Origin of the sequence: Sinomonas mesophila (genome assembly GCF_001999765.1) — a bacterium.
Taxonomy (GTDB): Bacteria; Actinomycetota; Actinomycetes; order Actinomycetales; family Micrococcaceae; genus Sinomonas; species Sinomonas mesophila.
The window spans coordinates 96,050-122,973 of record NZ_KV908322.1 but is presented as its reverse complement, the minus strand read 5'-3'; the positions used below and the strand labels follow the sequence as shown (position 1 = coordinate 122,973).

24 protein-coding genes, 2 tRNA genes and 1 other RNA gene are annotated in these 26,924 nt (G+C 71.5%); 13 read left to right on the top strand and 14 right to left on the bottom strand.

What is annotated here, in order from left to right; genetic code table 11:
• Positions 1–121: 121 nt before the first annotated feature.
• The 4 genes from pepN (at position 122) to BV907_RS00590 (ending at position 4,358) form a co-directional block, all read left to right on the top strand.
• On the top strand, positions 122–2,695 hold the full coding sequence (gene pepN, locus BV907_RS00605) for an aminopeptidase N (RefSeq protein ID WP_077487719.1): 2,574 nt from the start codon (positions 122–124) through the stop codon (positions 2,693–2,695).
• Positions 2,682–3,149, top strand: a complete 468-nt coding sequence (locus BV907_RS00600) for an OsmC family protein (protein WP_077487718.1) — start codon at positions 2,682–2,684, stop codon at positions 3,147–3,149. The genes pepN and BV907_RS00600 overlap by 14 nt, the downstream gene beginning before the upstream one ends.
• Positions 3,150–3,223: 74 nt before the next feature.
• Positions 3,224–3,889 carry a mechanosensitive ion channel family protein gene (locus BV907_RS00595; protein WP_077487717.1) on the top strand — a complete coding sequence of 222 codons (666 nt, stop codon included), beginning with the start codon at positions 3,224–3,226 and terminating at the stop codon, positions 3,887–3,889.
• Positions 3,882–4,358, top strand: coding sequence for a globin (locus BV907_RS00590; protein WP_281250830.1), 477 nt, complete (start codon positions 3,882–3,884; stop codon positions 4,356–4,358). Before BV907_RS00595 ends, BV907_RS00590 begins: the two co-directional genes overlap by 8 nt.
• Before the next feature lie 41 nt (positions 4,359–4,399).
• Here BV907_RS00590 and BV907_RS00585 read toward each other — a convergent pair whose 3' ends face one another.
• Together BV907_RS00585 and BV907_RS00580 are read right to left on the bottom strand one after the other, a co-directional pair.
• On the bottom strand, positions 4,400–5,071 hold the full coding sequence (locus BV907_RS00585) for a DUF8185 domain-containing protein (RefSeq protein WP_077487715.1): 672 nt from the start codon (positions 5,069–5,071) through the stop codon (positions 4,400–4,402).
• On the bottom strand, positions 5,068–5,550 hold the full coding sequence (locus tag BV907_RS00580) for an acyl-CoA thioesterase (RefSeq protein WP_077487714.1): 483 nt from the start codon (positions 5,548–5,550) through the stop codon (positions 5,068–5,070). The genes BV907_RS00585 and BV907_RS00580 overlap by 4 nt, the downstream gene beginning before the upstream one ends.
• A gap of 105 nt (positions 5,551–5,655) precedes the next feature.
• Between BV907_RS00580 and BV907_RS00575 the strand changes: the two genes are divergently transcribed.
• The gene (locus BV907_RS00575; RefSeq protein WP_077487713.1) at positions 5,656–6,558 is read left to right on the top strand and encodes an acyl-CoA thioesterase; all 903 of its coding nucleotides are present in this window, start codon (positions 5,656–5,658) and stop codon (positions 6,556–6,558) included.
• A gap of 83 nt (positions 6,559–6,641) precedes the next feature.
• Here BV907_RS00575 and ettA read toward each other — a convergent pair whose 3' ends face one another.
• Together ettA and BV907_RS00565 are read right to left on the bottom strand one after the other, a co-directional pair.
• On the bottom strand, positions 6,642–8,324 hold the full coding sequence (gene ettA / locus BV907_RS00570; protein ID WP_077487712.1) for an energy-dependent translational throttle protein EttA: 1,683 nt from the start codon (positions 8,322–8,324) through the stop codon (positions 6,642–6,644).
• Positions 8,325–8,426: 102 nt separating this feature from the next.
• Positions 8,427–8,966, bottom strand: coding sequence for a single-stranded DNA-binding protein (locus BV907_RS00565; RefSeq protein ID WP_077487711.1), 540 nt, complete (start codon positions 8,964–8,966; stop codon positions 8,427–8,429).
• 203 nt (positions 8,967–9,169) lie between these two features.
• Here BV907_RS00565 and BV907_RS00560 point away from each other — a divergent pair.
• Positions 9,170–9,242, top strand: a tRNA-Arg gene (locus BV907_RS00560).
• Between the two features lie 118 nt (positions 9,243–9,360).
• Here the strand turns inward: BV907_RS00560 and BV907_RS00555 are convergent.
• The 3 genes from BV907_RS00555 to BV907_RS00545 are packed head-to-tail and all read right to left on the bottom strand — an operon-like array spanning position 9,361 to position 12,598.
• A complete protein-coding gene (locus BV907_RS00555; protein ID WP_077487710.1) occupies positions 9,361–10,200 on the bottom strand; it encodes a sugar phosphate isomerase/epimerase family protein in 840 nt (279 codons plus the stop codon).
• A complete protein-coding gene (locus BV907_RS00550; RefSeq protein WP_077487709.1) occupies positions 10,197–11,429 on the bottom strand; it encodes a dihydrodipicolinate synthase family protein in 1,233 nt (410 codons plus the stop codon). Before BV907_RS00550 ends, BV907_RS00555 begins: the two co-directional genes overlap by 4 nt.
• On the bottom strand, positions 11,429–12,598 hold the full coding sequence (locus BV907_RS00545) for a Gfo/Idh/MocA family protein (protein WP_139346521.1): 1,170 nt from the start codon (positions 12,596–12,598) through the stop codon (positions 11,429–11,431). Before BV907_RS00545 ends, BV907_RS00550 begins: the two co-directional genes overlap by 1 nt.
• Before the next feature lie 166 nt (positions 12,599–12,764).
• On the opposite strand from BV907_RS00545, the gene BV907_RS00540 reads away from it, so the two are divergent.
• Positions 12,765–13,814, top strand: coding sequence for a LacI family DNA-binding transcriptional regulator (locus BV907_RS00540; RefSeq protein ID WP_077487707.1), 1,050 nt, complete (start codon positions 12,765–12,767; stop codon positions 13,812–13,814).
• Between the two features lie 57 nt (positions 13,815–13,871).
• Here BV907_RS00540 and BV907_RS00535 read toward each other — a convergent pair whose 3' ends face one another.
• On the bottom strand, positions 13,872–16,832 hold the full coding sequence (locus tag BV907_RS00535) for a glycoside hydrolase family 2 TIM barrel-domain containing protein (RefSeq protein WP_077487706.1): 2,961 nt from the start codon (positions 16,830–16,832) through the stop codon (positions 13,872–13,874).
• A gap of 78 nt (positions 16,833–16,910) precedes the next feature.
• Positions 16,911–18,449 (bottom strand): polyprenol phosphomannose-dependent alpha 1,6 mannosyltransferase MptB, encoded by a 1,539-nt coding sequence (gene mptB, locus BV907_RS00530; protein WP_077487705.1) that lies wholly within the window; start codon positions 18,447–18,449, stop codon positions 16,911–16,913.
• 184 nt (positions 18,450–18,633) lie between these two features.
• Here mptB and orn point away from each other — a divergent pair, with 184 nt between their 5' ends.
• The 3 genes from orn to def all read left to right on the top strand — a co-directional run bounded on the left by orn (position 18,634) and on the right by def (position 20,207).
• The gene (gene orn, locus BV907_RS00525) at positions 18,634–19,272 is read left to right on the top strand and encodes an oligoribonuclease (protein WP_245827735.1); all 639 of its coding nucleotides are present in this window, start codon (positions 18,634–18,636) and stop codon (positions 19,270–19,272) included.
• 116 nt (positions 19,273–19,388) lie between these two features.
• Positions 19,389–19,461, top strand: a tRNA-His gene (locus BV907_RS00520).
• A gap of 128 nt (positions 19,462–19,589) precedes the next feature.
• A complete protein-coding gene (gene def, locus BV907_RS00515; protein ID WP_175637309.1) occupies positions 19,590–20,207 on the top strand; it encodes a peptide deformylase in 618 nt (205 codons plus the stop codon).
• Between the two features lie 109 nt (positions 20,208–20,316).
• On the opposite strand, the gene BV907_RS00510 is transcribed toward def, so the two are convergent.
• The 3 genes from BV907_RS00510 to rnpB all read right to left on the bottom strand — a co-directional run bounded on the left by BV907_RS00510 (position 20,317) and on the right by rnpB (position 22,713).
• Positions 20,317–20,526 carry a hypothetical protein gene (locus tag BV907_RS00510; protein ID WP_077487703.1) on the bottom strand — a complete coding sequence of 70 codons (210 nt, stop codon included), beginning with the start codon at positions 20,524–20,526 and terminating at the stop codon, positions 20,317–20,319.
• A 71-nt stretch (positions 20,527–20,597) separates the two neighbouring features.
• Complete coding sequence (locus tag BV907_RS00505; RefSeq protein ID WP_077487702.1) at positions 20,598–22,076, bottom strand: glyceraldehyde-3-phosphate dehydrogenase; 1,479 nt, start codon at positions 22,074–22,076, stop codon at positions 20,598–20,600.
• Between the two features lie 240 nt (positions 22,077–22,316).
• An RNA gene (gene rnpB / locus BV907_RS00500) (RNase P RNA component class A) lies at positions 22,317–22,713 on the bottom strand.
• An 86-nt stretch (positions 22,714–22,799) separates the two neighbouring features.
• Here rnpB and BV907_RS00495 point away from each other — a divergent pair.
• Positions 22,800–23,564 carry a YaaA family protein gene (locus tag BV907_RS00495; protein ID WP_077487701.1) on the top strand — a complete coding sequence of 255 codons (765 nt, stop codon included), beginning with the start codon at positions 22,800–22,802 and terminating at the stop codon, positions 23,562–23,564.
• A gap of 6 nt (positions 23,565–23,570) precedes the next feature.
• Here BV907_RS00495 and BV907_RS00490 read toward each other — a convergent pair whose 3' ends face one another.
• Positions 23,571–24,305 carry a zinc ribbon domain-containing protein gene (locus tag BV907_RS00490; RefSeq protein WP_077487700.1) on the bottom strand — a complete coding sequence of 245 codons (735 nt, stop codon included), beginning with the start codon at positions 24,303–24,305 and terminating at the stop codon, positions 23,571–23,573.
• A gap of 53 nt (positions 24,306–24,358) precedes the next feature.
• Positions 24,359–25,294: a Nif3-like dinuclear metal center hexameric protein gene (locus tag BV907_RS00485; RefSeq protein ID WP_245827706.1), complete on the bottom strand. Its 936-nt coding sequence runs from the start codon at positions 25,292–25,294 to the stop codon at positions 24,359–24,361.
• 55 nt (positions 25,295–25,349) lie between these two features.
• On the opposite strand from BV907_RS00485, the gene msrA reads away from it, so the two are divergent.
• Both msrA and cysK read left to right on the top strand, forming a co-directional pair.
• Entirely contained in the window at positions 25,350–25,874 is a 525-nt protein-coding gene (msrA, locus tag BV907_RS00480) for a peptide-methionine (S)-S-oxide reductase MsrA (protein ID WP_077487698.1), read from the top strand.
• Between the two features lie 87 nt (positions 25,875–25,961).
• The gene (gene cysK / locus BV907_RS00475) at positions 25,962–26,897 is read left to right on the top strand and encodes a cysteine synthase A (protein WP_077487697.1); all 936 of its coding nucleotides are present in this window, start codon (positions 25,962–25,964) and stop codon (positions 26,895–26,897) included.
• Positions 26,898–26,924 lie beyond the last annotated feature (27 nt).

Genomic DNA, 26,924 nt, shown 5'->3' with positions numbered 1-26,924 from the left:
CTGGCCTCCGGGACCGCACCATGAAATAGTGCTTTCAAAGTGGGCTGCACCACCTCCCGGTGACCGCGCGCAGGCGGGAGCCAGGGCCCGCGGGAGAGCCGCACCGATGCTTGGAGGCCACATGCCAGGGACCAACCTGACCCATTCGGAAGCGCGTGAGAGGGCCGCCGCCATCCGGTCGGTGGAGAGCTACCACGTCGAGCTCGACCTGACGAGAGGCGAGCGGACCTTCCAGTCGAAGACGACCGTGCGCTTCACCGCCTCCGAGGGCGCCTCGGCGTTCATCGATGCCATCACGGACTCCGTCCGCTCGGTGACCCTCAACGGCGCGGCCCTCGACGTGGCGGCCGTGAACGACGGAGTGCGGATCCAGCTGCCGTCCCTCGCCGCCGAGAACGAGCTCGTCGTCGACGCCGACGCCCTCTACATGAACACGGGCGAGGGACTCCACCGCTTCGTCGACCCCGTCGACGGCGAGGTCTACCTCTACACCCAGTTCGAGGTGCCCGACGCCCGCCGCGTCTTCGCCGTGTTCGAGCAGCCCGACCTCAAGGCGCGCTATCGGTTCACCGTCACGGCCCCGGCACACTGGCAGGTCGTCTCGAACTCCCCGACGCCCGAGCCGGTCCCGGCCTCTGGGAAGGCCGCCGTGTGGGACTTCGAGCCGACCCCGCCGCTCTCGAGCTACGTCACAGCGCTCATCGCCGGGCCCTACGAGGCCGTGCGGGATGTGCACGTCAACGCTGCGGGCCGTGAGATCCCCCTCGGAATCTTCGCCCGCCGGTCCCTCATGCCCTACCTCGACGCCGGGAACCTCTTCGCCATCACGAAGAGCGGCTTCGAGTTCTTCGAGGCGCGGTTCGGCTGCGAGTACCCATTCGCGAAGTACGACCAGCTCTTCGTCCCCGAGTTCAACGCGGGGGCGATGGAGAACGCCGGCGCCGTGACCATCCTCGAGGGCTACGTCTTCCGCTCGAAGCCCACGCAGGCCACGGTCGAGCGCCGCAGCATCACGGTGCTCCACGAGCTGGCGCACATGTGGTTCGGAGACCTCGTGACGATGCGCTGGTGGGATGACCTATGGCTCAACGAGTCCTTTGCGGAGTACATGTCGCACCTCGCCGCGGCCGAGTGCACGGACTTCACGCACGCGTGGACGACATTCGCCTCGGTCGAGAAGTCCTGGGCCTACCGCCAGGACCAGCTGCCGACGACCCACCCGATCTTCGCGGACATCAACGATCTCGCCGACGTCGAGGTGAACTTCGACGGCATCACCTACGCCAAGGGTGCCTCGGTGCTCAAGCAGCTCGTCTCCTGGGTGGGACCGGAGCAGTTCATGGAGGGCGTGCGCCGGTACTTCGCGAAGCACGCCTGGGGCAACACGGTGCTCGCGGACCTCATGGAGGAGCTCGAGGCTGCCAGCGGGCGCGACCTCTCCGCGTGGGGCCGGGCCTGGCTCGAGACCGCGGGCGTCAACACGCTCATTCCCGAGCTGGAGACGGACGACGGCGGGCGCATCCTCCGCTTCGCCGTGCGGCAGACCGCCGTGGCCGAGCATCCGACCCTGCGACCCCACCGGCTCGCGATCGGCTTCTACTCGCGCGGCGCCGGGAGCACCCTCGGGCGCACCCACCGGACCGAGCTCGACGTCGACGGCGAGCTCACCGAGGTGCCCGAGCTCACGGGCCTCGCGCGGCCCGAGCTCATCCTGCTCAACGACGACGACCTCGCCTACGCCAAGGTCCGGCTCGACCCGGTGTCCCTCGCCACGGCGACAGGGGGGCTGAAGCACATCGCCGAGAGCCTGCCCCGCGCCCTCGTCTGGGGCTCGGCGTGGGATGCTGCCAGGGACGGCGAAGCGCCGGCGCGGGGCTACGTGGACCTCGTCCTGGCCAACATCGGGGCGGAGACGGACTCGTCGGTCGTCACGACGCTCCTGCGCCAGCTCGCCACGACGCTCGACTACTACGTAGCCCCCGAGGCGCGCGAGACCACCGCCCGCGAGGCCGCGGGACGGCTCTGGGGCCTTGCCCTCGAGGCCGCGCCCGGATCCGACAGCCAACTCCAGTTCGTCAAGGCCTTCTCCGCGGCCGCCTCCTCCGCCGAGCACCTGGACGCGGTCGAGGGCCTCCTCGGCGGCGGCGTCGAGGTCCCAGGACTGGCCGTTGACCAGGACCTGCGCTGGGAGCTCATCGCCTCGCTCGCCGCGGGCGGCCGCGCGGAGGTCGGGCTCATCGACGACGAGCTGGGGCGGGACAACACCTCGACCGGCCAGGTCGCGGCGGCCCTCGCGAAGGCCGCACGCCCCACGGCAGAGGCGAAGGAGGAGGCGTGGGAGGCGATCGTCGTGCGCGGCGACCTGTCGAACGCCATCCAGCAGGCGGCCGTCAACGGCTTCGCGCGCGTGCACGACGCCGCGCTGCTGGCCCCCTTCACCGAGCGGTACTTCGAGGCCGTGCCGGCGATCGTCGCCGACCGCACGCACGCGCTCGCCCAGCAGATCGTCGTCGGGCTCTACCCGTCCCGGCAGACGACCGAGGCGACCCTCGCGCGCACGGACGCGTTCCTCGCCGCGCTCTCCCCCGACCAGGGCGCGCTGCGGCGCACGATGCTCGAGAACCGCGACGGTGTGGCCCGCGCCCTGCGCGCGCAGGCGGCCGACAGGGAGCCAGTGCGCGATGGCGCTCGCTGAGCACCGCTACGAAGCGACGGTGACCTGGACGGGGAACCGAGGCAGCGGCACGTCGGGCTACCGCGCCTACGGGCGTGAGCACGACGTCGCGCTGCCGGGGCTGCCGGTCCTGCCCGGCTCGGCCGATCCGACCTTCCACGGGAACCGGGACCGGTACAACCCCGAGCAGCTGCTCCTGTCCGCTCTCGCCCAATGCCACATGCTCTCCTTCCTGCATGTGGCGGTGAATCACGGGGTCGTGGTCGTCTCGTACGAGGACCGGGCCGAGGGCACGATGCGGCTCAACTGGGACGGCAGCGGAGAGTTCATCGACGTGCTCCTGCACCCGCGTGTGGGCCTCGCGGACGAGTCGCAGCGCGGACTCGCGAACCGGCTGCACGAGGAGGCGCACGGGCTGTGCTTCATTGCGCGGAGCGTCAACTTCCCCGTCAGGCACGCCCCGGAGGCTCCCTGATTCAGCGCCCACCCAGCGTCCGCCGATAGGCTAGGGTCGATCCTCAATCCCCGACCCCAGGGAGGAAGACGCCTGTGACCGAGGACTTCGACACCGCCGTAGCCACCATCAACACGACGCTCATCGACGTGGGCATCGCCATCGGCGCCGGGCTCATCGTGTGGCTCCTCGCCACATTCGTCATCCGGCAGATCGTTACGCGCGTGCGGCGCGGCCCCCAGCTCTCGGAGCACCGGTTCTTCCGCTGGGCGGCCCCCGCCCTGCGCGCCCTCGACTCCGAGCGGCGTGCCCAGCGCGCCGAGACGATCGGCTCGCTCCTGAACAGCTCCGTCGTCGTGATCATCACGACGATCGTCGCGATCTACGTGCTCAAGGCGCTCGGCGTGGACATCGCGCCCCTGCTGACGAGCGTCGGGATCCTCGGTGTCGCCATCGGCTTCGGCGCCCAGCAGCTCATCCGCGACTTCCTCGCCGGGATCTTCATCACGCTCGAGGACCAGTACGGGATCGGCGACATCATCGAGACCAGCGAGGTCGTGGGCACCGTCGAGTCGGTGGGCCTGCGGATCACGCGGGTGCGGGCCGAGGACGGGACGATCTGGTACCTGCGCAACGGCGAGATCCTGCGGGTGGGCAACCGCTCGCAGGGCACCTACGTCCCGCCGGACAATGGATCCGAGGACGAGGGGCACGGGGTCCCCGAGGAGCACTGCAGCGGAGGTCAGCGGGCCAGTGAGTGACACGACGGCGCCGGGAGTCCCCGGCGGGGAGCGGCCGAACCTCCTTCGGGGCCCCGGCGGGCCCCAGCCGGGAGACCCCGCCGCGGCCGCGGCGGGGAGCTTCTTCGAGCAGATCGGGGGGCACGAGGCGTTCGTCAAACTCGTTGACGTCTTCTACGACGGCGTCGCGCAGGACGAGCTGCTGCGGCCCATGTACCCCGAGGAGGACCTGGGCCCTGCCAAGCGCCGGCTCACGATGTTCCTCGAGCAGTACTGGGGCGGGCCCGGGACCTACAGCGCTGAGCGGGGCCACCCCCGCCTGCGCATGCGGCACATGCCCTTCAAGGTCAACCCGGAGGCCCGCGACCGCTGGCTGCTGCACATGCGCGCCGGGGTCGAGTCGCTGGGACTCCCGCCCCTGCACGAGGCGACGCTCTGGGACTACCTCGAGCGCGCCGCGCACTCCCTCGTCAACACCTTCGACGACTGAGGCGTCCCCGGAGGGGCTCCCCGACCCGCCCGGCCCCTCCGTCAGGAGGCGAGCACGGAGGGCCGCCGGCACAGCACGTGCCCGCGCTCCGAGGTGATCCGCACCCAGGCCCCCGACTCGTAGCGCGCGAGGGGCTCGCCGGGGATGACGAAGCCGAGCGCGACGGCGGCGAAGGCCGCCCCGGCGGGCAGGCCCGGGCTCGCCTCGAGGTCTCGGCCCCACACCGCCGCCCGTGCACTCTGGACCATCGCGGCGCCGGGCTGCTCGGGCACCGCACCGGCGACCTCGGCCATGCCCGCGGCGGCGGCCGCCTCGAGCGTCGCCCCGTCGATGCTGCCGGCCAGCTGCCATGGGCCGCGCGGGGGGCTCACCGCGGCCCACGCCTCGCGGACGGTCGACGGCGGGACCTCGAGGACCGTGCCCGAGTCGCCGAGGCGCGCGAGCCTGTCCCCGACGGACGCCATCGTGACGGTCGCGTCCACGTGGGCCGGGCGTGCGAGCGCCATCGTGCGCACGCCGAGCACCGTGGGCGTCGCCTCCCCCAGGGCGCGTGGCCGCAGCACGCAGACCCAGACGGCGAGGACGTTCCCGACGGCCTGGAGGCGCACGGCTCCGTCCTCCACGGCCCGCGCCCGCGAGAGCAGGACGCGCAGGTCGGCGACGGCCTGCGCGTCGCCCAGGTCGAGGCCCACCGCGGCGTCGGCCCCGCTCATGCCTGCGCCTCGACGGGAAGCGGCGGCCGGCGACGGAACGGCACGTCGGGACCGGCGAACGCGGCCAGATGGGCACGCAGCGGCGGGGACAGGCGCACGGGGCGGCCGGTCGATCGGCTCACGAGGACCATCGAGGTCGAGCAGATCGCGTACTCGGAGTCCGCATCGCGCACCGCATACCCGAGGTCGAAGCTCGAGCCGCCGATCCGTGTGACCCACAGGTCCACCGACACGGGCTCGCGGCGGTAGTGCAGGGGCGCGAGGTATTCGATCTCGTGCCGCCCGACGAGCGTGAAGTTCTCCGCGGTGACGAGGTCCGCCATCGTGTGCGCGTCCGGCGCCTCGACGCCCAGGGGCTCCCGGATCCAGTGGACGCGCGCGTCCTCGAGGAACTGGAGGAAGCGGACGTTGTTCACGTGACCGTACGAGTCCACGTCGCCGAAGCGCAGCTGCAGGGGGAACCGGTAGGCGGAGGGCATGCTCCCATCTTCGCAGAACGCGCCGGAGCGCCCGGCCCGGGAGGGCAGGGAGCCGGCGCGGCGGGTCCAGTTGGCCGAGCGGCGCGGGCCGTCTAGTGTCGAGGCATGACGCCGTCCGCCCCCTCACCGGACTCCACCGGCCTGCTCCTGACGCTCCTCGACCTTGACGACCTCGGTGGCGCCCGCACGGACAAGGACGTCTTCGTGGGCCCGAGCGAGCGCCAGCCGCGGCACCGCGTCTTCGGCGGACAGGTCCTGGCCCAGAGCCTCGTCGCCGCCGGCCGCACCGTGCCAGAGGACCGGCACGTGCACTCGATGCACGCCTACTTCCTGCGGCCCGGCGACGCGGAGACCTCGATCACGTTCGGCGTCGAGCGGCTGCGCGACGGCCGCTCGTTCTCCGCACGCCAAGTGCACGCCTACCAGGACGGCCAGCCCATCCTCTCCATGATTGCGTCCTTCCAAGCGGACTCGGAGGGACTCGACCACCAGTCCGAGATGCCCGAGGGCATCCCGGACCCCGAGACGCTGCCGAGCACGGCGGACCTCCTGGGCTCGATCGACCATCCGGTCGCCCAGTACTGGGCCTTCGACAGGCCCTTCGACGTCCGGCACGTGGACCCGGCCGTCTACGTCTCGGCCGCGGGCGACCGTGTGGCCCGCAACGCCGTGTGGATGAAGACGTTCGGTGAGATGCCCGACGACGAGGACCTCCACCGCGCGGCGCTCGCCTACGCGAGCGACTACACCCTCCTCGAGCCGATCCTGCGGCGCCACGGCCTGACGTGGATCACGCCCGGCATGAGCGTCGCCAGCCTCGACCACGCCATGTGGTGGCACCGCCCGGTCCGCGTCGACGACTGGCTCCTGTACGTTCAGGAGTCCCCGAGCGCGCAGGGCGCGCGCGGCCTCGGCGTGGGCCGCATCTTCGACCGCCGCGGCATCCACGTCGCCAGTGTCGGCCAGGAGGGCATGGTCAGGCTCCCCTACCTCGACGGCCCCTCCTAGGCCCGGGTCCCGGGCGCGGCCCCAAGCGCAAGGAAGGCCGGCCCCCGAGGGGGACCGGCCTTCCTTGCGCGCACCCGTGGTGCCTAGTCGCGGGTGAGCTTGCGGTGCGTCACACGGTGCGGCTTGGCTGCCTCGGGGCCGAGGCGCTCGACCTTGTTCTGCTCGTAGGACTCGAAGTTGCCCTCGAACCAGTACCAGTTGGCCTCGTCCTCGTCGGTGCCCTCGTAGGCGAGGATGTGCGTCGCGACGCGGTCCAGGAACCAGCGGTCGTGGGAGACCACGACGGCGCAGCCGGGGAACTCGAGCAGCGCGTTCTCGAGACTGGAGAGGGTCTCGACGTCGAGGTCGTTGGTCGGCTCGTCGAGGAGCAGGAGGTTGCCGCCCTGCTTGAGCGTGAGCGCGAGGTTCAGGCGGTTGCGCTCGCCGCCGGAGAGGACGCCGGCCTTCTTCTGCTGGTCCGGCCCCTTGAACCCGAAGGCCGAGACGTACGCGCGCGAGGGCATCTCGACCTGGCCGACCTGGATGTGGTCGAGGCCGTCGGAGACGACCTCCCAGAGCGTCTTGTTCGGGTCGATGCCGCCGCGACTCTGGTCCACGTACGAGATCTTGACGGAATCGCCGATCTTGAGCTCACCGCCGTCGAGCGACTCGAGCCCGACGAGCGTCTTGAAGAGGGTGGTCTTGCCGACGCCGTTGGGGCCGATGACGCCCACGATGCCATTGCGCGGCAGCGAGAAGGAGAGTCCGTCGATGAGGGTCCGGTCCCCGAAGCCCTTCTTGAGCTCTGTGGCCTCGATGACCATCTGGCCGAGGCGGGGTCCCGGCGGGATCTGGATCTCCTCGAAGTCGAGCTTGCGCGTGCGCTCGGCCTCGGCGGCCATCTCCTCGTACCGGGCCAGGCGGGCCTTGGACTTGGTCTGGCGGCCCTTCGCGTTGGAGCGGACCCACTCGAGCTCCTCGGCGAGGCGCTTGGCAAGCTTCGCGTCCTTCTTGCCCTGCACCTCGAGGCGCGCGCGCTTCTTCTCGAGGTAGGTCGAGTAGTTGCCCTCGTAGGGGTAGAGGCGGCCGCGGTCGACCTCGCAGATCCACTCCGCGACGTGGTCGAGGAAGTAGCGGTCGTGGGTCACGGCGAGCACAGCGCCCGGGTAGGACGCGAGGTGCTGCTCGAGCCAGAGCACGCTCTCGGCGTCGAGGTGGTTGGTGGGCTCGTCGAGGAGCAGCAGGTCCGGCTTCTGCAGCAGGAGCTTGCACAGGGCTACGCGTCGGCGCTCACCACCGGAGAGGACCCGGACGTCAGCCTCCGGCGGCGGGCACCGGAGGGCGTCCATGGCCTGCTCGAGCTGGGAGTCCAGATCCCACGCGTCGGCCGTGTCGATGGCCTCCTGGAGCTTGCCCATCTCCTCGAGCAGCGCGTCGTAGTCAGCGTCCGGGCTCGCCATCTCCTCCGAGATGGCGTTGAACCGCTGAATCTTCCCGTAGATCTCGCCGACGCCCTCCTGGACGTTGCCCAGGACGGTCTTGTCCTCGTTCAGGGGCGGCTCCTGGAGCAGGATGCCGACGGTGTAGCCGGGCGAGAGCCGCGCCTCCCCGTTGGACGGCGTGTCGAGGCCCGCCATGATCTTGAGGATGGTCGACTTGCCGGCGCCGTTCGGGCCGACGACGCCGATCTTCGCCCCGGGGAAGAACGACATGCTCACGTCGTCAAGGATGACCTTGTCGCCCACAGCCTTCCGGGCCTTGGTCATGGTGTAGATGAATTCCGCCATGGCCTTAAATCTAGTGGGTCCGCCGCACGAGCACACATCGGCGGCCGCCCGGGAGCCCCGACGGCGAGGCGCCGATCCGCCCCGGGCCCGCTGCCTGACCGTTCAGGCTGAGAGCAGCTCCTCGTCGGGCCCCGACTCCGCGTCCTCCTCGAACGGCGGAACCTCCGCTCCGAAGGGGTCCTCGTCCTGCTCCCGGCTCCGGACCTCGCCCGTGACGGGATCCACGACGCCGACGCCCTCGACCAGCCCCGGCCGCCTCCCCGACGCTTCGGCAGGCATCTCGTCCCGGCGCTTGTTCCACTGGCTGACACCCATGGCGAGGTCGTGGCCGACGGCGCTTGCCTGGAGCTGCGCTTCCAACCCGGGGGAACCGTCCTGCCGCTGGAAGCCCCTGATGCGCAGCTTTCCCATCACGATGAGCCGCTGCCCCTTGTGGACGCTGTCCCTGACATTCTCCGCAAGCTTCCCGTAGCAGGAGATGCTGTACCAGCTCGTGTGCTTCTCGACCCACGCCTGAACTCCTTCCTCGAAGCGCCGCTCGCCCACCGACATCCGGAAGTTGGCGAATGGCAGGCCCGTAGGGGTCCGTCCGAACGTGGGTTCGGTGCCCACCCAGCCCCTGAGCGTGATGTAGTCGGTCATGGCCCTGCCCTTCCTGTGTTGGAGGCCCTCCCACTCGAAAGGCCTGGGTCCAGCCTCCGCCGGGCGGGGAGGGCCCAACAGGGACCTCCCCCCGTATGTGGAGGACTCGCCGGACGGGGGGCTGTGGAGGAGGATTGCAGGCCATCGTCCAGGGCATGGCGCGTGCACGGGCGGGGCCGCGGCGGGATAGACTTCTTGGGCCGGCCCCAGTAGCTCAGAGGATAGAGCAGCGGCCTTCTAATCCGACGGTCGGGGGTTCGATTCCCTCCTGGGGCGCTCTGCGGTGAAGAGGCCTTCCCCGGATGTGCTGGCACCGCGAAGGGCCCGGTGCCGTGCGGCACCGGGCCCTTCGCGCGGCTGCTCCGGGCGGCCATGGACAGTGCGGGGGCACCGCTCACGCGTACGGGAGCACGAGCTCCTCATAGCGCTGCCTCATGATCGCGAGCGTCTCGTCGCCGTCCGCGTCCCAGATCTCCTGGTTGAAGATCTCGACCTCGATGAGGCCCGTATAGCCGGCGTCGCGCACCCAGCCGGTGATGGTCGCGAAGTCGATCACGCCGTCGCCCATCATGCCGCGCGAGAGCAGGGCGTCCGCCGCGATCGGCAGGTTGAAGTCGCACACCTGATAGGAGGCGAGCCTGCCCTCCCGTCCGGCGCGGGCGATCTGCCCGCGCAGGGCGGGATCCCACCACACATGGAAGGTGTCGACGGCGACGCCGACGTCCTGCGGCTCGAAGGGCTCGGCGAGGTCGAGCGCCTGGCCGAGCGTCGAGATGAGCGCGCGGTCGGCGGCGTACATCGGGTGCAGCGGCTCGAGCACGAGCCGCACGCCGTGGTCGTGGGCGAACGGCACGAGCTTCTTGAGGCGGTCGGCGATGCGCTGTCTGGCCGCGACGACGTCCTTCTCGCCCTCGGCGAGGCCGCCGACGACGAGGTAGAGGTCCCTCGTGCCGAGCGTCTGGGCCTCGAGCACCGCGGCGCGGTTGTCCTCGAGCGCGGCCGCCTGCCCCGTGGGATCCGCAGCCGTGAGGAAGCCCCCGCGGCACAGCGAGGAGACCTCGAGGCCCGCGTCCCGGATCATGGCGGCCGCCTCGGGGACCCCGGCCTCGTGCACGCGGTCGCGCCACGGGCCGATCGCGCCGATGCCGGCGCGCACGCAGCCGTCGACCGCCTCGCGCAGCGTCCACTTCTTGGTCGTCGCGCTGTTCAGGGACAGGCGGGAGGCGCCGCTCACTGCGCCACCCCGTTGACCTCGAGGAACGCGGCCAGGCGGCGCGCGGCCAGCCCGGGATCGAGCAGGAGGCCGGTCTGGTCCGCGAGCTCGAAGACGCGCACGAGATGCGGCACCGAGCGGCCCGAGTGCAGCCCGCCGACCATCTGGAAGCCGGGCTGGTGGCCGTTGAGCCAGGACAGGAACGCGATGCCGGTCTTGTAGTAGGACGTCGGGGCGCCGAAGATGTGCAGCCCCAGCTCGCGCGTGGAGTCCAGGACCTTGCGGGCGACGACGGCGTCCCCGGCCTCGTAGGCCTGCAGGGCGGCCGAGGCGGCCGGGTAGATCGCCGCGAAGATGCCCAGGAGCGCGTCCGAGTGGCGCTCGCCGTCGCCGTCGATGAGCTCGGGGTAGTTGAAGTCGTCGCCCGTGTAGAGGCGGACGCCCTCGGGCAGCGCAGCGCGGAGGGAGACCTCGTGCGCGGCGTCGAGGAGGGAGACCTTGACGCCGTCGACCCTGCCCGCATGGGCGCGGATGAGCTCGAGGAACGTCTCGGTCGCGCCCGCGACGCCGGCCGAGCCCCAGTAGCCGGCGAGGGCCGGGTCGAACATCTCGCCGAGCCAGTGCAGGACGACGGGCTGCCTCACCTCCGACAGGAGCGTGGAGTAGACGCCGAGGTAGTCGGCCGGGCCCGTGGCGGCCTTGGCCAGGGCCCGCGAGGCCATGAGGATGACCTTCGGCCCCGCGGCCTCGACGACGGCGATCTGCTCGCGGTACGCCTCGAGGGCCTGCCGGACGCCGGCCGCCCCGGAAGGGACGGAGGCGAGGTCGAGCTGGTCCGTCCCCGCGCCGCAGGCGACGAGGTCGCGGACGGTCAGCCCCGCGGTGGCGCCCGTGGTGGCCTGGGCGACGGCGGCCGCCTCGGCGCCGACCCGGCGGATCAGCTCCTGGGTGGCGGCCCAGTCCAGGCCCATGCCGCGCTGGGCGGTGTCCATGGCGTCGGCGACGCCGAGGCCGTAGGACCACAGCTCGTGCCGGAAGGCCAGGGTCCGCTCCCAGTCCAGCTCGGCGGGGGCGCCGGGGGTGTTGTCCCCCGTCGCAGTGGGGATCACGTGGGCGGCGGCGTAGACCTTGCGGGCCGTGAAGGGCTCCGTGGGCTTCTGCCACGCGGTAGCGGGCTGGAGCTCATAGCGGCGAGTGCCTGCGCCCGCGGACGTCCCTTCGGGCAGGGCGACAGAGGGAACGGAGGCCATCAGAGCTCGATCTCCGGGATGTCGATGGTGCGGCGCTCTGCGTTGGACTGCAGGCCGAGCTCGGCGAGCTGGACGCCGCGGGCCGCGGAGAGGAGGCCGAAGCGGTGCTCGCGCCCGGCAACGACGTCGCGCAGGAACTCCTCCCACTGCAGCCTGAAGCCGTTGTCGAGCTCCTGGTTGGCCGGAACCTCCTGCCACTGCGAGCGGAAGGACTCGGTCACGGGCAGGTCCGGGTTCCAGACCGGCTTGGGCGTGTGGGCCCGCTGCTGGGCGACGCACTTGGTGAGGCCGGCGACAGCGGAGCCGTGCGTGCCGTCCACCTGGAACTCGACGAGCTCGTCGCGGTAGACGCGCACCGCCCACGAGGAGTTGATCTGGCCGACGACGTGGTCGCCCGCCGGGGTCTCGAGCTCGAAGATGCCGTAGGAGGCGTCGTCCGCCGTGGCCTGGTACTCCCTGCCCTGCTCGTCCCAGCGGGCCGGGATGTGGGTCGCCGTGAGGGCGTTGACGCTCCTGACCCTGCCGACGATGCCCTCGAGGACGTAGTTCCAGTGGCAGAACATGTCCGTCGTCATCCCGCCGCCGTCCTCCCTGCGGTAGTTCCACGAGGGGCGCTGGGCGGGCTGGATGTCCCCCTCGAAGACCCAGTAGCCGAACTCGCCGCGGATCGAGAGGATGCGGCCGAAGAAGCCCTCGTCGACGAGCCGGCGCAGCTTCACGAGGCCCGGCAGGTAGAGCTTGTCGTGCACGACCCCGGCGGTCACCCCGGTCTCCGTGCTGATCCGCGCGAGCTCGACGGCCTCGTCGAGGGTCTCGGCCGTGGGCTTCTCCGTGAAGATGTGCTTGCCGGCACGCATGGCCTTGCGCAGGGTCTCGGCGCGCAGGCTCGTCATGGAGGCGTCGAAGACGATGTCGACGCTCTGGTCCTGGATCAGGCTGTCGAGGTCAGTCGACCACTCGGCCACCTTGTGCTTCTCCGCGAGCTCACGGAGCTTGGCCTCGTTGCGGCCCACGAGGATCGGCTCCACCTGGACCTTCGTGCCGTCCTCGAGCACCACGCCCCCGGCCTCCCGGATCGGGAGGATGGAGCGCACGAGGTGCTGGCGGTACCCCATCCGTCCGGTGATGCCGTTCATCGCGATGCGCAGGGTCTTCGTCTGGGTTCTCAAGGGGCCCTCCCGTGGTCGTGGCGTGGTGTAATGAGCGCGGAAAGCGCATTCCAATGGATCAACTATGACCCACGGCACGCCGCATGGCAAGCGCATTCCGAATGCGCCTGACCGGTGCGATACTGGGCAGGTCGGTCCACCACCGGACCGCGCTCGAAGGAGGACCATGCCGGCAGTCACGCTCACCGAGGTCGCAAGGCGTGCTGGGGTCTCCCCTGCCACGGCCTCGCGCGTGCTCAACGGCTCCGAGCGCAAGCCGGCCGCCGAGATCGCCGAGCGCGTCCGGGCGGCCGCCGAATCCCTCGGCTACATCCCCAACGCCCAGGCCCAGGCGCTCGCCCGCTCGAGCTCAGGCCTCGTGGGCCTCGTCGTGAACGACATCGCCGACCCGTACTTCTCCTCGATCGCGCGTGGCGTGCAGGCGGCGGCGCGCGAGCACCTGCGCACCGTCCTCCTGATCGGAACGGCGGGCGGCCCGGCCGAGGAGCGCCGCGCCGTCGAGGCGTTCGCCGCGCGCCGCACCGACGCGATCGTCATCGCGGGAAGCCGCTCGGACCGCCCCCAGGACGCGGCGGACAACGAGGCCCTGAGCCGCGAGACGGCGCGCTACCTCGCCAACGGGGGGCACATGGCGCTCATCGGACACCCCTTCCCCGGGGACCAAGACCCCGCAGTCCGGGTGATCTCCGTCCCCAACCGGGACCTCGCCCGCGAGCTCGGGCGCAGGCTCGGCGGCGAGCCCTTCGACGACTACGTCGTCGTGGCCGGCCGCGGGGGCCTCGTGACCTCCGACCTCCGCACCGAGGGATTCCAGCAGGGCCTCGCGGACGCGGGCCGTTCCCCGGCCGGCGTCGTGCGCACGGACTTCGACCGCGACGGCGGCTTCGCGGCGGCGCCGGGGATCGCGGCGGCCGTCCGCACAGCGCACGACGCCGGCCGCAGGACGTGCGTCTTCGCCGTCAACGACCGCATGGCGATCGGCCTCGTCGCGGGCCTGCGCGAGGAGGGGCTGCGCGTGCCGCGCGATCTGGGCGTGGCGGGGTTCGACGACATCGAGACGCTGCGCGACTTCCGTCCCGCCCTGACCACGGTGCGGCTGCCCCTCGAGGAAATGGGCCGGCTCGCCGTCGAGACCGCGCTCGGGGACGCGAGCCCCGCCGAGGTGACCGGGAGCGTCGTCCTCCGCCGCAGCACCCAGGGTCCCGCGCACACGTAGCCAGGAACCCGGCCGTCCCGCATCCCCGGCGCCGGGACCCTTCCCGTCCCGGGCCCGTCAGCCCCCCGCGGTGAAGAGCACGGACAGGGCGAACCGCTGCGCGTGCAGCCGGTACGGCGGCAGCTCGACCGGCCCGCACGCGCCGGATCCGACGCCGTGGTGCTCGGCGTCCAGGTTCACGTGCAGCCACGTCGGGTCGCGCTCGAGGTCCGTCGGATGCGCCGCCGCGTCGAGGTCCTCCGAGGTCCACGGGCGCACGGACAGGATGAACGGCCCGCCCTCCATCCGCAGCCAGGCCGTCTCCCCGGCGACGCTGCCCGCGAGCTCGGCCCGCCGGACGCCGCGGCGGGCCCCGTTCTCCTGCGGGCGCACGTACGGCGTCTGGAGTTCCGCTACCGTCGCCGAGTACAGTCCCACGCGCTGGGCCGCCGCGCTGTCGGGGTAGGACTCCCCCGGCCCGAGCCCGAGCCACGAGACCTGCGTCAGGCCGGCTGGCACGGCCAGGCGGACGCCGAGCCGCGGAACCGGCACGTCCCACGTGCCGATCGGCGAGCCGACGACGTTGAGCCGCACCCCGCCGTCGTGCGCGCGCCACCGGTACTCGACCTCGTACCCCACGTCCGAGCCGGCGGGCATCGCATGCGCGACGACGCTCAGCGCGTTCTCCTCGGCGACGGCGGAGACGGTCCGGTGCCGCAGCCGGTGGAGCCCGAGGCGCCGCCATGCGGGCCCCGGCGGGTCGGTCCAGGCGAGCTCGTCGTTGTCCGTCGGGGCGCGCCAGAGGTCCAGCCGCGGACCGAGCACGTCGAGGCCGCCGAGCCGGACGAGCCGCCCCGAGGCGTCGAAGCGGGCGGGGCCGAGGTCCCATCCGCCGTCGTCCCGCGGCCGCGCGGGCGCGTCACCCGCGGGCCGCGCGGGCTCCCGGGCCGGCGGGACGGGTCGGTCCAGACGGCCCTGCCCCCACGCGAGCTCGTGCCCCGCCGCGGCCCACGGCGTGTCGGCCGCGAGGACCGCGCGCACCGTGAGCCAGCGCTCCACACCGGGCTCCGGGGAGGCCGCGCCACGCACCTCGGCCGGCAGCGGCAGCGTCGTCCCGTGCCCGGGCGCCAGCGGGCCCAGCGCGAACTCGCCCGAGGCGACCTCGGCGCCGTCGTCCTCGCACCGCCAGCGGAAGGCCAGGTGCTCCGTCGTGCCGTGGGCGAGCCGGGACTGCACCGCGATGCCCTCCTCCCCCACGCCGATCCGCACCGGCTCGTACGTCTTGGCGAGCTCGGCCAGGCTCGGCGAGGGCGTGCGGTCGGGGAAGACGAGTCCGTCCGCGATGAAGTTCGCATCGTGCAGCTCTTCGCCGAAGTCACCGCCGTAGGCGAAGAACTCGGCCCCTTCGTGGGGGCCCGACGCCGCCCGCTGGGGGATGCAGTGGTCGATCCACTCCCACACGAACCCGCCCGCGAGCCGTGGATAGCGCTCGAACAGCGCCTCGTACTCGGCGAGTCCCCCGGGGCCGTTGCCCATCGCGTGGGCATACTCGCACAGCACGAAGGGCAGGGCGCGCCGATGCGCGTCGTGCGCGACGGAGTCGGTGCGGGGCTCCTCGCCCCGGCCGATGAGCTCGGTCTCGGCGTGGTCCGCGTACATGCGCGAGTACACGTCGGTGTAGGGGCTGTCCCAGTCGCCCTCGTAGTGGATGAACCGGTCGGGATCGCGCTCGCGCACCCAGACCGCCATGGCCGCGAGGTTCTCCCCGCGCCCCGACTCGTTCCCGAGCGACCACCCGATGACGCTCGCATGGTTCTTGTCGCGCTCGAGCGTGCGCTGCATGCGGTCCAGGAGCGCGTCGCGCCAGTGGGGCTCGGCGCTCGGGTTGCGGCGCCAGCCCACGCGTTCGAAGCCGTGCGTCTCGAGGTCGCACTCGTCCAGGACCCAGAGCCCGTACTCGTCGCACAGGTCGAGGAACCGAGCGTCCGGCGGGTAGTGGCTCGTGCGGACGGCGTTGACGTTGTGGCGCTTCATGAGCTCGATGTCGGCCCGCATGGTCGCCTCGTCGAGGGTCCGCCCCGTGAGCGGGTGCCACTCGTGGCGGTTGACGCCGCGGATCGTGAGCGGGACGCCGTTGACCAGGAGCGTCGCGTCCTCGATCGCGACCGTCCGGAAGCCGATCGCGATCCGCACGGTCTCGGCCGGCGTCGAGACCGCACCCCGGTAGAGCCGCGGGACGTCGGCGCTCCATGCCTCCACCCCCGGCACCTCGACGGGCTCGTTGGCCGGCACCTCGAGCCCCAGCTCCGGCACGCGCACGACGGCGCCGTCCGGCGCCTCGACGAGGAGTCGCCCCGTGCGCGTGGCGGCATCGTAGCCGGCATGCACGAAGAGGTCGTCGATTCCGCCGTCGGGGCGGTGCAGGAGCGTCACCGAGCGGAAGATGCCCGAGACCCACCACATGTCCTGGTCCTCGAGGTACGACCCCGCGGACCACTGGTGGACGCGGACCGCGAGGACATTGCCCTCGGCCGCGTCGCCCTCTGCAGCGTTGGCCTCGGCCGCGAGGCCAGCGGTCGCGTCGAACTCGTGCGTGAGCCGGGAGCCCTTCGCCTCGCCGAGGCGCACGCCGTTCAGGAAGACCTCGAAGGCCGAGTCGACGCCCTCGAAGCGGAGGAGCCAGCGGCCGGCGCCGGATACCGGCGGGAGGGCGAACGTCCGCCGGTACTCCCCCGTGGGGTTCTCGTCCGGGACGGCGGGCGGGTCGACGGGGAACGGGTAGACGACGTTCGTGTAGGCGGGACGGCTGTAGGCCGGAGCGCCGGGCACGCCCTCGAGCTGCCAGCAGTGCGGGACGCGCACGCGGTCCCAGGCCGAATCGTCGAAGCCTGCCGTCTCGAACCCAGGCGTCCCCGCCGCGGTGGGCGAGCAGCGGAAGGCCCACTCGCCGTCGAGCGCCACTGCGCGGGCGTCCGAGTTCAGATGGGCCCGGGGCGGCAGGGCGCCCCGGTGCGGTGTCTCGTCGGCGAACCAGCTCACAGGGCACCTTTCGGCGGCGGTCACGTGCCCGACCAGCCTAGTCGGAAAGCGTCGCCGGTCGAGGGTCCGCCAGAGGAATCAGCGCCGGGCGAGCAGGCTGCGCCCGCCGGGCCGGAACAAGGTACGGGTCTTCGGGTCGATGAAGATGAGGTAGAGCGCGAACAGGAGCGCGAGGAGCGCCGCGGTGTTGCGGGCCAGGGCGAGGGCAAGCTGGTTGTCGCCCTGCTGGAGGTACGGGAAGACGTCCAGCTGGTCGGAGATGCCGTAGACCATGAAGAACGAGACGACGAAGTACAGGGTCTTGACCTGCCAGTCGTCGCGGATCCCCGTGGCGGCGAAGAGCGGGATCAGCCAGACGATGTACCACGCCTGGATCATCGGGGCGAGGAGGACGACGGCGGCGAACGCGAGCGTCATGCGGCGCACGAGCCGATCGTGGGAGCCCCGGAGCAGGAGCCACGCGATGAGCGCGAGCGAGACGACCCGGGCGACGGCGAACACGGCCCGGTCCAGCGCGAGCCAGCCGAGGCCGAGGGACCCCCCGATCGAGGCGACCATCATGCCGATCATCCCGACCGGGGCGTACCAGATCCACACGGATCCAGGGGCCGCGAGCCCGTAGATCCAGCCGAACCCGAAGCCGTTGGGCAGGCTCATCGCGTACAGCAGTCCGAGCGAGAGGCCCGCGGCGAGGGCGAGGTAGAGCGCCTTCCTGGGCCAGGAGGCGTGCTTCCCCGCCCACATGAGCGCCACGAACGGCAGCAGGAGCGCCGTGATGGGCTTGACGGACACGGAGAGCGTCACGAGGGCGATCCCGAGCAGCGGGCGGCGCACCGCGACGAAGTACACGCCCGCGACGGCGAGGCCGATCATGAGCGAGTCGTTGTGGACAGCCGCGATGAAGTTCGTCAGGAAGAGCGGATTGGCCACCGTGAGCCACAGGGCGCGGTGGGGGTTGACCCCGTGCAGCTGCGCGAGCTTGGGCACATAGACAGCGACCAGCCCCACGCCGACGAGGGCCACGAGCCGGAAGAGGAGCACGCTCGCCTCGGGCTGGACGTTCGTGGCCCAGACGACGAACTGCTCCACCCACAGGAACAGCTGCCCGTACGGCGTGGGCGCCTCGCTCCACATCTTGTCCGCACCGAGCTGGTAGTAGTTCGAGAGCGTCGAGATCCCGTCGCGGTACGGGTTGAACCCCTCGACCATGAGCCGTCCCTGGCCGATGTAGGAGTACACGTCGCGGCTGAACAGCGGCACCGAGAACAGCATCGGCCCGCCCCACAGCGCGAGGGCCCTGAGGGTCGCGGCCCGCGCCTGCGGGCCCCATTCATGGACCTTCTGCCCGAGCCGCAGCCAGGCCCTTACAAGGAGCATTCCGCCCACGGCCAGCAGGACGATGCTCAGGACGACACCGGACACCTCGGTGCGCATCCAGATGAAGAGGGCGTGGCGGCGCAGCTCGGACGCCGGCGCGAGCCACCCCACGCCGAACGAGCCGACGAGCATCGCGAGGGATCCGACGAAGCCTGCGATGAGCGGCCCGCGGGGGTTCTCGATCTCCGGGAGCTCCACGTCCGCGCCCGGTCGTCTGACATGGTGCGAGGGAAGAGTCATTCGGCGCGTCCATTTCGTCGTGAGGCCACATCAGGGCGTGCCCCACCGCGGTGCAGGCGCAGGGCTCGGCGGTGCGACCATCGTAGCACCGGGGCGCGGACGACGGCGGTGGGCCGGCGGCGGCGGACTGTACGCTGGGCTGGTGCCCATCACCAATGAACGAATCGTGTGGATCGACTGCGAGATGACCGGCCTGGACATCTCGAAGGACGCGCTCATCGAGGTTGCCGTCCTCGTGACGGACTCCGAGCTGAACATCCTCGGCGAGGGAGTCGACGTCGTGATCCGCCCGAGCCAGGAGGCCCTCGCGGGCATGGACGACTTCGTCCGCGAGATGCACACGGCGTCGAACCTGCTCGGCGAGCTTCCCGACGGCGTGACCCTCGGCCAGGCCCAGTCCCGCGTCATGGAGTACATCCGCGCGTGGGTCCCCGAGCCGCGCAGGGCCCAGCTCGGCGGCAACTCGGTCGGGACCGACCGCATGTTCCTCGCCCGGGACATGCCCGAGGTCGTCTCGCACCTGCACTACCGCGTCATCGACGTCTCGACGATCAAGGAGCTTGCGCGCCGCTGGTACCCGCGCGCCTACTTCCAGGCCCCGACGAAGACCGGCGGCCACCGGGCCCTCGGGGATATCCGGGACTCGATCGACGAGCTGCGCTACTACCGCCAGGCCGTCTTCGTCCCCGCGCCGGGCCCGGACTCGGCGACGGCGCAGGCCATCGCCCAGGGCATCGCGGGGGCCGGCGCCGAGTCCACAGCCTCCGCTGAGGCCACAGACCCCGCTGAGGCCGCCGAGCCGGGGGCCGCGACCGCCGGCTGAGCCCCGCCCGGAAAATTTCCCCGCCCGGGGCCAGTTTTGGTCATGAGCACCCCTCAAGAGCAGGTATGCTTGATGTCGTTGCTTCCGCGGGGGAAAACGCCCCGGGAGCGATCACGGTGGGTATAGCTCAGTTGGCAGAGCGTCTGGTTGTGGTCCAGAAGGTCGCGGGTTCAAGCCCCGTTACTCACCCCGAATGGCCGGGCCCGTCCCGGCCGCCCTCGAGGCCGCCAGGGACATCCCGGGCGGCCTCGGGCGTTTCCTGCGCGGATCCGCCTCCGATGCAGGTCTGCCTCCCGCACAGAACAGGAGCTTCAGCCGTGACCGTCCATCCCGTCACCATCTGGGGGGAGCCCGTCCTGCACCGGCGGGCCGCCGAGGTCACCGAGTTCGATGGCGCCCTGCGCACGCTCATCGCGGACATGCACGAGACGAACGACGCCGCCCACGGCGTGGGCCTCGCGGCCCCCCAGATCGGCGTGGGCCTGCGCGTCTTCGTGTACAAGTTCAGCAACGACGACGGCGTGCCCCCGCGCGGCGTCGTCGTGAACCCGCGCCTGACCCTCTCCAAGATCTCCGGCGCCGCCCCGGACCCGGAGGAGGACGAGGAGGGCTGCCTCTCGTTCCCCGGCGAGGGATTCCCGCTGCGGCGCGCCGACTGGGCCAGGGTCGAGGGCTTCGACGGCGACGGCAATCCGCTCGAGTTCGTCGCGACCGGCTGGTTCGCGCGCGTCATGCAGCACGAGTACGACCACCTCGACGGGAAGCTCTACGTGGACCGGCTCGCCGACCGGTACGCCAGGAAGGCCAAGCGTGCGGTCCGGAAGCACGGCTGGGGCGTTCCGGGGCTGACCTGGATGCCCGGGGTCGATCCGGACCCCTTCGGCCACGGCGACGGCGACCACGACCGGCACGAGCACGTCCACGACGTCCCCTGACGGCCACGCCCCCAGGGACGGGGCGCCCGGCATCGGAACCCGGGAACAGCGAAGGGCGCCGCACGCTGTGTGCGGCGCCCTTCGGCGTCGTGGGCCCCGGGGGGCTGCGCTACTGCTCCCGCGTGACCCTCAGGAGGTCCTCGTCGGCAATCCGCTGCAGCTCCTCCAGCTGGGACACCCGCTCGGGGCTCACGTCCCCGGCGGCGAGGCCGGCCCTCGCATGCTCGACGAGCAGCTTGGCCTGCTTGGCGTTGGCCCTGGCGACATCGAGCGCGTGCTCGAGGGTGCTCTCATGCTCCGTAGCTTCCATACGGTGCATCTTGCCCCGTCGCGCCCGGCGAATCCAGACACCGCACGGAGTTGCCCCCGAGCGGTGCCTGGCATCCGGTGCTAGCGCGCCGCGGCGAGGCTCAGGTCAGCCGCGACCTGCACGGGGAACGACGGCGGGTTGACCCCGGCCATCTCCTCGAGCACCCGGACCACCTGGCAGCTGTAGCCGAACTCGTTGTCGTACCAGACGTAGAGCACGAGGTTCTTGCCGGACGAGATCGTGGCGAGCCCGTCGACGATGCCCGCGCGGCGGGAGCCGACGAAGTCCGTCGAGACGACCTCGGGCGAGTCGATGTAGTCGATCTGCTTGCGCAGGTCCGAGTGCAGCGACATCTCGCGCAGGTAGGCGTTGACCTCCTCCTTCGTCGTCTCCTCGGCGAGGCTGAGGTTCAGCACGGCCATCGAGACGTCCGGGGTGGGGACGCGGATGGCGTTGCCCGTGAGCTTGCCGGCGAGCTCGGGGAGCGCCTTCGCGACGGCCTTGGCGGCGCCGGTCTCCGTGATGACCATGTTCAGGCCCGCGGCGCGGCCGCGGCGGTCGCCCTTGTGGAAGTTGTCAATGAGGTTCTGGTCGTTCGTGAACGAGTGCACCGTCTCGACGTGGCCGTGCACGACTCCGTACTTGTCGTTGACCGCCTTGAGCACCGGGGTGATCGCGTTGGTCGTGCAGGACGCGGCCGTCACGATCCGGTCGCCGGCCTCGATCGTCTCGTGGTTGATGCCGTGGACGATGTTCTTGAGGCCGCCCTTGCCGGGGGCCGTGAGCAGCACGCGCGCGACGCCCTTGCTCTGCAGGTGCTGGGACAGGCCATCCTCGTCGCGCCACTTGCCCGTGTTGTCGACGACGATCGCGTCGTTGATGCCGTACTGGGTGTAGTCGACCGAGGCCGGGCTGTCCGAGTAGATGACCTTGATCAGGGTGCCGTTGGCGAGGATCGTGCTGTTCTCCTCGTCGACGGTGATCGTGCCCTCGAAGGCGCCGTGGACGGAGTCGCGGCGCAGGAGGCTCGCACGCTTGACGAGGTCCTTGTCCGAGCCCTTGCGCACGACGATCGCGCGGAGGCGCAGGCCGTGGCCGCCGCCGGCGTGCTCGATGAGGATGCGGGCCACGAGGCGGCCGATGCGGCCGAAGCCGTAGAGCACGACGTCGGTGCTCTGGCGCGGGTCTGCGCCGCGCTTGCCGACGATCTCGGCGAGCTCCTCACGGAGGAACTCCTCGAGCGGGCGGCCGGCGCCCTCGGCGCGGTACTTCTCGTTCAGCCGGGCGATGTCGACCGACGCGGCGCCGAGCTCGAGCGGCTCGAGGGCCTTGAGGATGGGGAGGGTCTCGTCGAGGCTCAGTTCCTCGCGTTCGATCTGCCGGGCCCAGCGGTGGGCCTTGAGGAGGCCGACCACGGACTGGTTGATGAGGCTGCGACCGTGGACCGAGGTCACCACGTTGTTCTCGCGGTACAGCCGGCCGATGATCGGGATCATCGCCTCCGCCGCTGCCTCGCGTCCGATCCAGGTGCCGAGTGCGGATTCCGCCGTTGTGCTCACACAGGTGCCTTTCTCTGCAGAGTCGCGCGCACGCCGTCGTGCGCATGCCCGCCGACGGGTGGCCGGACGGGCATGAAGAGAGCCGGTCCTGCGATCGCAGAGCCCGGCTCGTGGAGAACTTCTACGTTCTCGTCCAGCGTACAGGCCGGGGCGTTCCGGATGGTCCGCGCAGGGCTGTGAAGTCACTCACAGGCGGCTCGCGGCATGACGGGAGCGGGAGGTCGCGGGAGGCTGGGGACGAGGACAGGCCGACCTGTGAGCCGGGTTCTGTCTCCACGCCCGGTTGCCCTGGCGCGGGAGGCGATCATCCATCTAGGACCGCCGTTGCCGGCGGCCTCGAGCGGCCTACCCGGGCGCTCGGGCGGGCAGCCCTCAAACGCGTCCTGTCTGGCCTTGCTCCGGGTGGGGTTTACCGAGCCTCCCCGGTCACCCGGGGAGCTGGTGGTCTCTTACACCGCCGTTTCACCCTTGCCGGCGGGATGCGTCTTTCGACGTGTCCGCCGGCGGTCTGTTCTCTGTGGCACTGGCCTGCGGGTTACCCCGAGTGGGCGTTACCCACCACCCTGCCCTGCGGAGCCCGGACTTTCCTCGCGGCCCCTCCATGAAGGAGGCGCCCCGCGATCGCCCGGTCGACCTGACCTCGTCCGTCCCAGTCTACCGGCCCCGCTGCCCGCCCCCCGGCGCCGTCGTGGCAGTGCGTCCCGCCGTCGGTAGGATGCTCGGGTGCTGATCCTGCTTCCGCCCTCCGAGGGCAAGACCCCCGCGCCCTCGGGCCCCGCCGTCGACCTCGCGTCCCTGAGCTTCCCGGACCTCGACGTCGCGCGGAAGGAGGTCATGGAGGCCCTCGCCGACGTGAGCGGGCGCGGGGACGCCCTCGAGGTGCTCAAGGTCGGCGCCTCGCTCGCTCACGACGTCGAGCGGAACCGGCGGCTTCACGCGGAACCGGCGGCCCCGGCGCACCGCGTGTACTCGGGCGTCCTGTACGAGGCGCTCGGCTACGCGGGCCTCACGCCTGCGCAGCGGGTGAAGGCCGATGAGTGGATCGTGGTGGTCTCGGCGCTGTGGGGCGCCGTCGGCTTCGCCGACCCCGTCCCCGCGTACCGCCTGTCCATGTCGACGGCCCTGCCGGGCCTCGGGCGGTTGGCCTCGTTCTGGAAGCCCCGCCTCGCCGAGGCGCTCGCGGTACGCGCGGCCGAGGGCCTCGTCGTCGACTGCCGCTCGAGCACGTACGCCGCTGCCTACGCTCCCCCGCGCGCCTCGACGGTGACCGTGGACGTGTTCACGGAGCGCGGCGGGAAGCGCAGCGTCGTGAGCCACTTCGCGAAGCACCACCGGGGCGAGTTCGTCCGGCACCTGCTCACGCGCCGCGGGACGGCTCCCTCGACGCCCGAGGCGCTGCTCGACGTCGCCCGCGAGGGGTGGACGGCCGAGCTCCGCGAGGGCACGGCCCGCACACCGCACTCGCTCGCCCTGGTGCTGCAGGGATGAGTCGGGTCAGCTCCACTCGGGCGAGCGGACGAGGATGCAGCCCGAGTCGGGGCAGAAGACGATCTCGTCCTCGGCAGCGCCCCTGATGGTCGAGAGGTCGCCGGGGCTCAGGGCCATGCCCGAGCCCTCGGACGTGCCGTGGAAGAGCCGGGCCGCGCCGACGCCGCGCTTCGCGAGGGTCTTCTCGTAGACCGCGACGAGCGCCGGGTCCACCCCGGCCGCGTACTCCCCCCGCTCCGCCGTGACGGAGGCGCGCTCGTCGGCGACCTCGGCGAGGGCGGCGTCGAGCTCGGCGCGGAGCGCGGCATGCGCGGAGTCGGCCGCGGCGAGCACCGTGGCGGCCTCGGCCTGCGCGGCGCGGAGGGCGTCGAGCCGCTCGAGCACCTCGAGCTCGGCGTCCTCGAGGTCGCTGCGGCGCGCGCTGAGCGAGGAGATGTCCTTCTGGAGGGCCTCGAGGTCCTTCGAGAGCCCGCCCGCGTAGAGCCGCTGCTCGTCCTTCGCAATCTTCGCCGACACCTGCGCGACCTGGTCCTCGGCCGCGGTGAGCTCGCGCTCCGCCGCCGCGACGGCGTCGTCGGCCGCCTTCGCCGCGGCCCCGGCCTGGTCCCTGGCCGCCATGGTCGGCGCGATCCGCGGATCGCCCTCGAGGGCCCGGCGCCGGACATCGAGGGCGTGCAGCCGCGCGTCGAGCGCCTGGAGGCCGAGGAGCTTGAGCTGTTCGGCGGCGGGGGCCTTGGGCATGGTTCCTCCTCCGGATCGCCCCGACGCGGGTCAGGGCCTCGTGTGCTGCGACTCTATCCCTCGCCCGGCGTGAGGATGAAGTCCCACGGATCGGTGTTGACGGTCGAGACACGGATGTCGATCTCGTGCCCCTGGTCGCGCAGCACGTTGTCGAGGGCGGCCGCCGCGGCCGGGAGCCACAGCCACTCGCTCGCGAAATGGCTCACGTCCAGGAGGTAGGGCCGCCCGTCGGGTGCGGACTCGCGTGCCTCGGAGGCCGGGTGGTGGCGCAGGTCGGCCGTGATGTACACGTCCGCCTCGGCGGCCCGCACGGCGTCGAAGAGGCCGTCCCCGGCGCCGCCGCACACGGCGACGCGCCGCACGAGCCCGTCGCGGTCCCCCGCGACGCGCACGCCCCCGGCGACGGTCGGGAGGATGCCGAACAGGCGCCCCGCGAGGTCCGCGAGGCTCGTGAGCTCGGGCAGGTCACCCACCCGGCCGATGCCTTCCTCGGGCAGGCCGTTGGCCGCCTGCGTCAGGGGCTGGACATCCTCGAGCCCGAGGGCGTCGGCGAGGACATCGGAGACGCCGCCGACGGCGCTGTCCCCGTTCGTGTGCACCGTCAGGAGCGCCGTGGCGGTCTCGATGAGCCGGTGCACCGCCCGGCCCTTGGGCGTGTTGGCGGCGACGGAATTGACGCCGCGCAGGAGCAGGGGGTGATGGGTGATGAGGAGGTCCGCTTCCCAGGTGGCGGCCTCCTCGATGACCTCGAGGACGGGGTCTACGGCAAAGAGGATCTTCGACACCGGCTGGGACGGGCGGCCCGTCACGAGCCCGACGGCGTCCCAGCCCTCGGCGAGGGATTCGGGCCACAGCTCCTCGACGGCGAGGAGGATGTCGGCAAGGGAAGGAGCATCGACGGAGCCGGCGGCTCGGGTGGAATCTGCCTCGCGCTCAGGCTCTGCGGGGGTCGATGGCTGCTGCGTCTCGGGGCCGGTCTGCTCTGACACGAGGGGGCGGTCCTCTCTCGGGAATCTTCCGCGGGCTGCGGACATTGTAGGCAGCATGAAGACTTTCATCCTGGGCGGTGGCTGCTTCTGGTGCCTCGACGCCGTGTACCAGAAGACCAAGGGTGTGAGCGCCGTCGTCTCCGGCTACATCGGCGGGCACCTGCCCAACCCGGACTACTACAGCGTGTGCAGCGGCATGACCGGGCACGCCGAGGTCGTGGCCGTCACGTTCGATGAGGCCGTGATCCCCGAGGAGACCGTGCTGGACATGTTCTTCGCGATCCACGACCCGACGACGCCCAACCGGCAGGGGTACGACGTGGGGACCCAGTACCGGTCGTCGATGTTCTACGTGACCGACGAGGAGAAGATGCTCTTCGAGGACGCCATCCAGCGGAACCAGCACCTGTGGGGCGCTGCGATCGTGACCGAGGTGACCCGCGCAAGCACCTTCTACCCCGCCGAGGAGTTCCATCAGGACTACTACGCGAAGAACTCCGACACCGGGTACTGCCACGTGATCATCAACCCGAAGCTCGCCAAGGCCCGGAAATATTACTCGGAATGGCTCACGCCCTAGAAAGCGGCGATCGGCGCTGACTAGGCTGAACGCGCAGCCGGCCGCCCGGCTCGTCCATCCATGCCCACCTCCCGAAAGCAAGGTCCCATGGCACGCATCTACGACGACGTCACGCAGCTGGTCGGCAACACGCCGCTGGTCCGCCTCAACCGGCTCACCGAGGGCCTCGAGGCGCAGGTCGCCGTCAAGCTCGAGTTCTACAACCCGGCGAACAGCGTCAAGGACCGCATCGGCGTCGCGATCATCGAGGCGGCCGAGAAGGCGGGCGCGCTCAAGCCAGGCGGCACGATCGTCGAGGGCACCTCCGGCAACACGGGCATCGCCCTGGCCATGGTGGGCGCCGCGCGCGGCTACAAGGTCATCCTGACCATGCCGGAGACGATGTCCACCGAGCGCCGCGTGCTCCTGCGCGCCTTCGGCGCAGAGATCGTGCTGACCCCGGGCTCCGAGGGCATGCGCGGCGCCGTCGAGAAGGCCCAGGAGATCGTCGCGAACACCGAGAACTCCATCTGGGCCCAGCAGTTCGCCAACCCGGCGAACCCCGAGGTCCACCGCGCCACGACGGCCGAGGAGGTCTGGAAGGACACCGACGGCGAGGTCGACATCTTTGTGAGCGGCATCGGCACCGGCGGCACCATCACCGGCGTCGGCCAGGTGCTCAAGGAGCGCAAGCCGGACGTCCAGGTCGTCGCCATCGAGCCCAAGGACTCCCCCATCCTCAACGGCGGCGCCCCCGGCCCGCACAAGATCCAGGGCATCGGCGCCAACTTCGTGCCCGAGGTCCTCGACACGAATGTGTACGACGAGGTCCTCGACGCGACGCTCGAGGACTCCGTGGCCACCGCGCGCGCCCTCGCGACGCAGGAGGGCATCCTCGCGGGCATCTCCTCCGGCGCGATCGTGTGGGGTGCCCTGGAGCTCGCCAAGCGCCCGGAGAACAAGGACAAGCTCATCGTCGCGGTCGTCTGTGACTTCGGCGAGCGCTACATCTCCACCGTTCTCTACGACGACATCCGCGGCTAGGACCCCGCCGGCCGGGGTGCTGCGGTA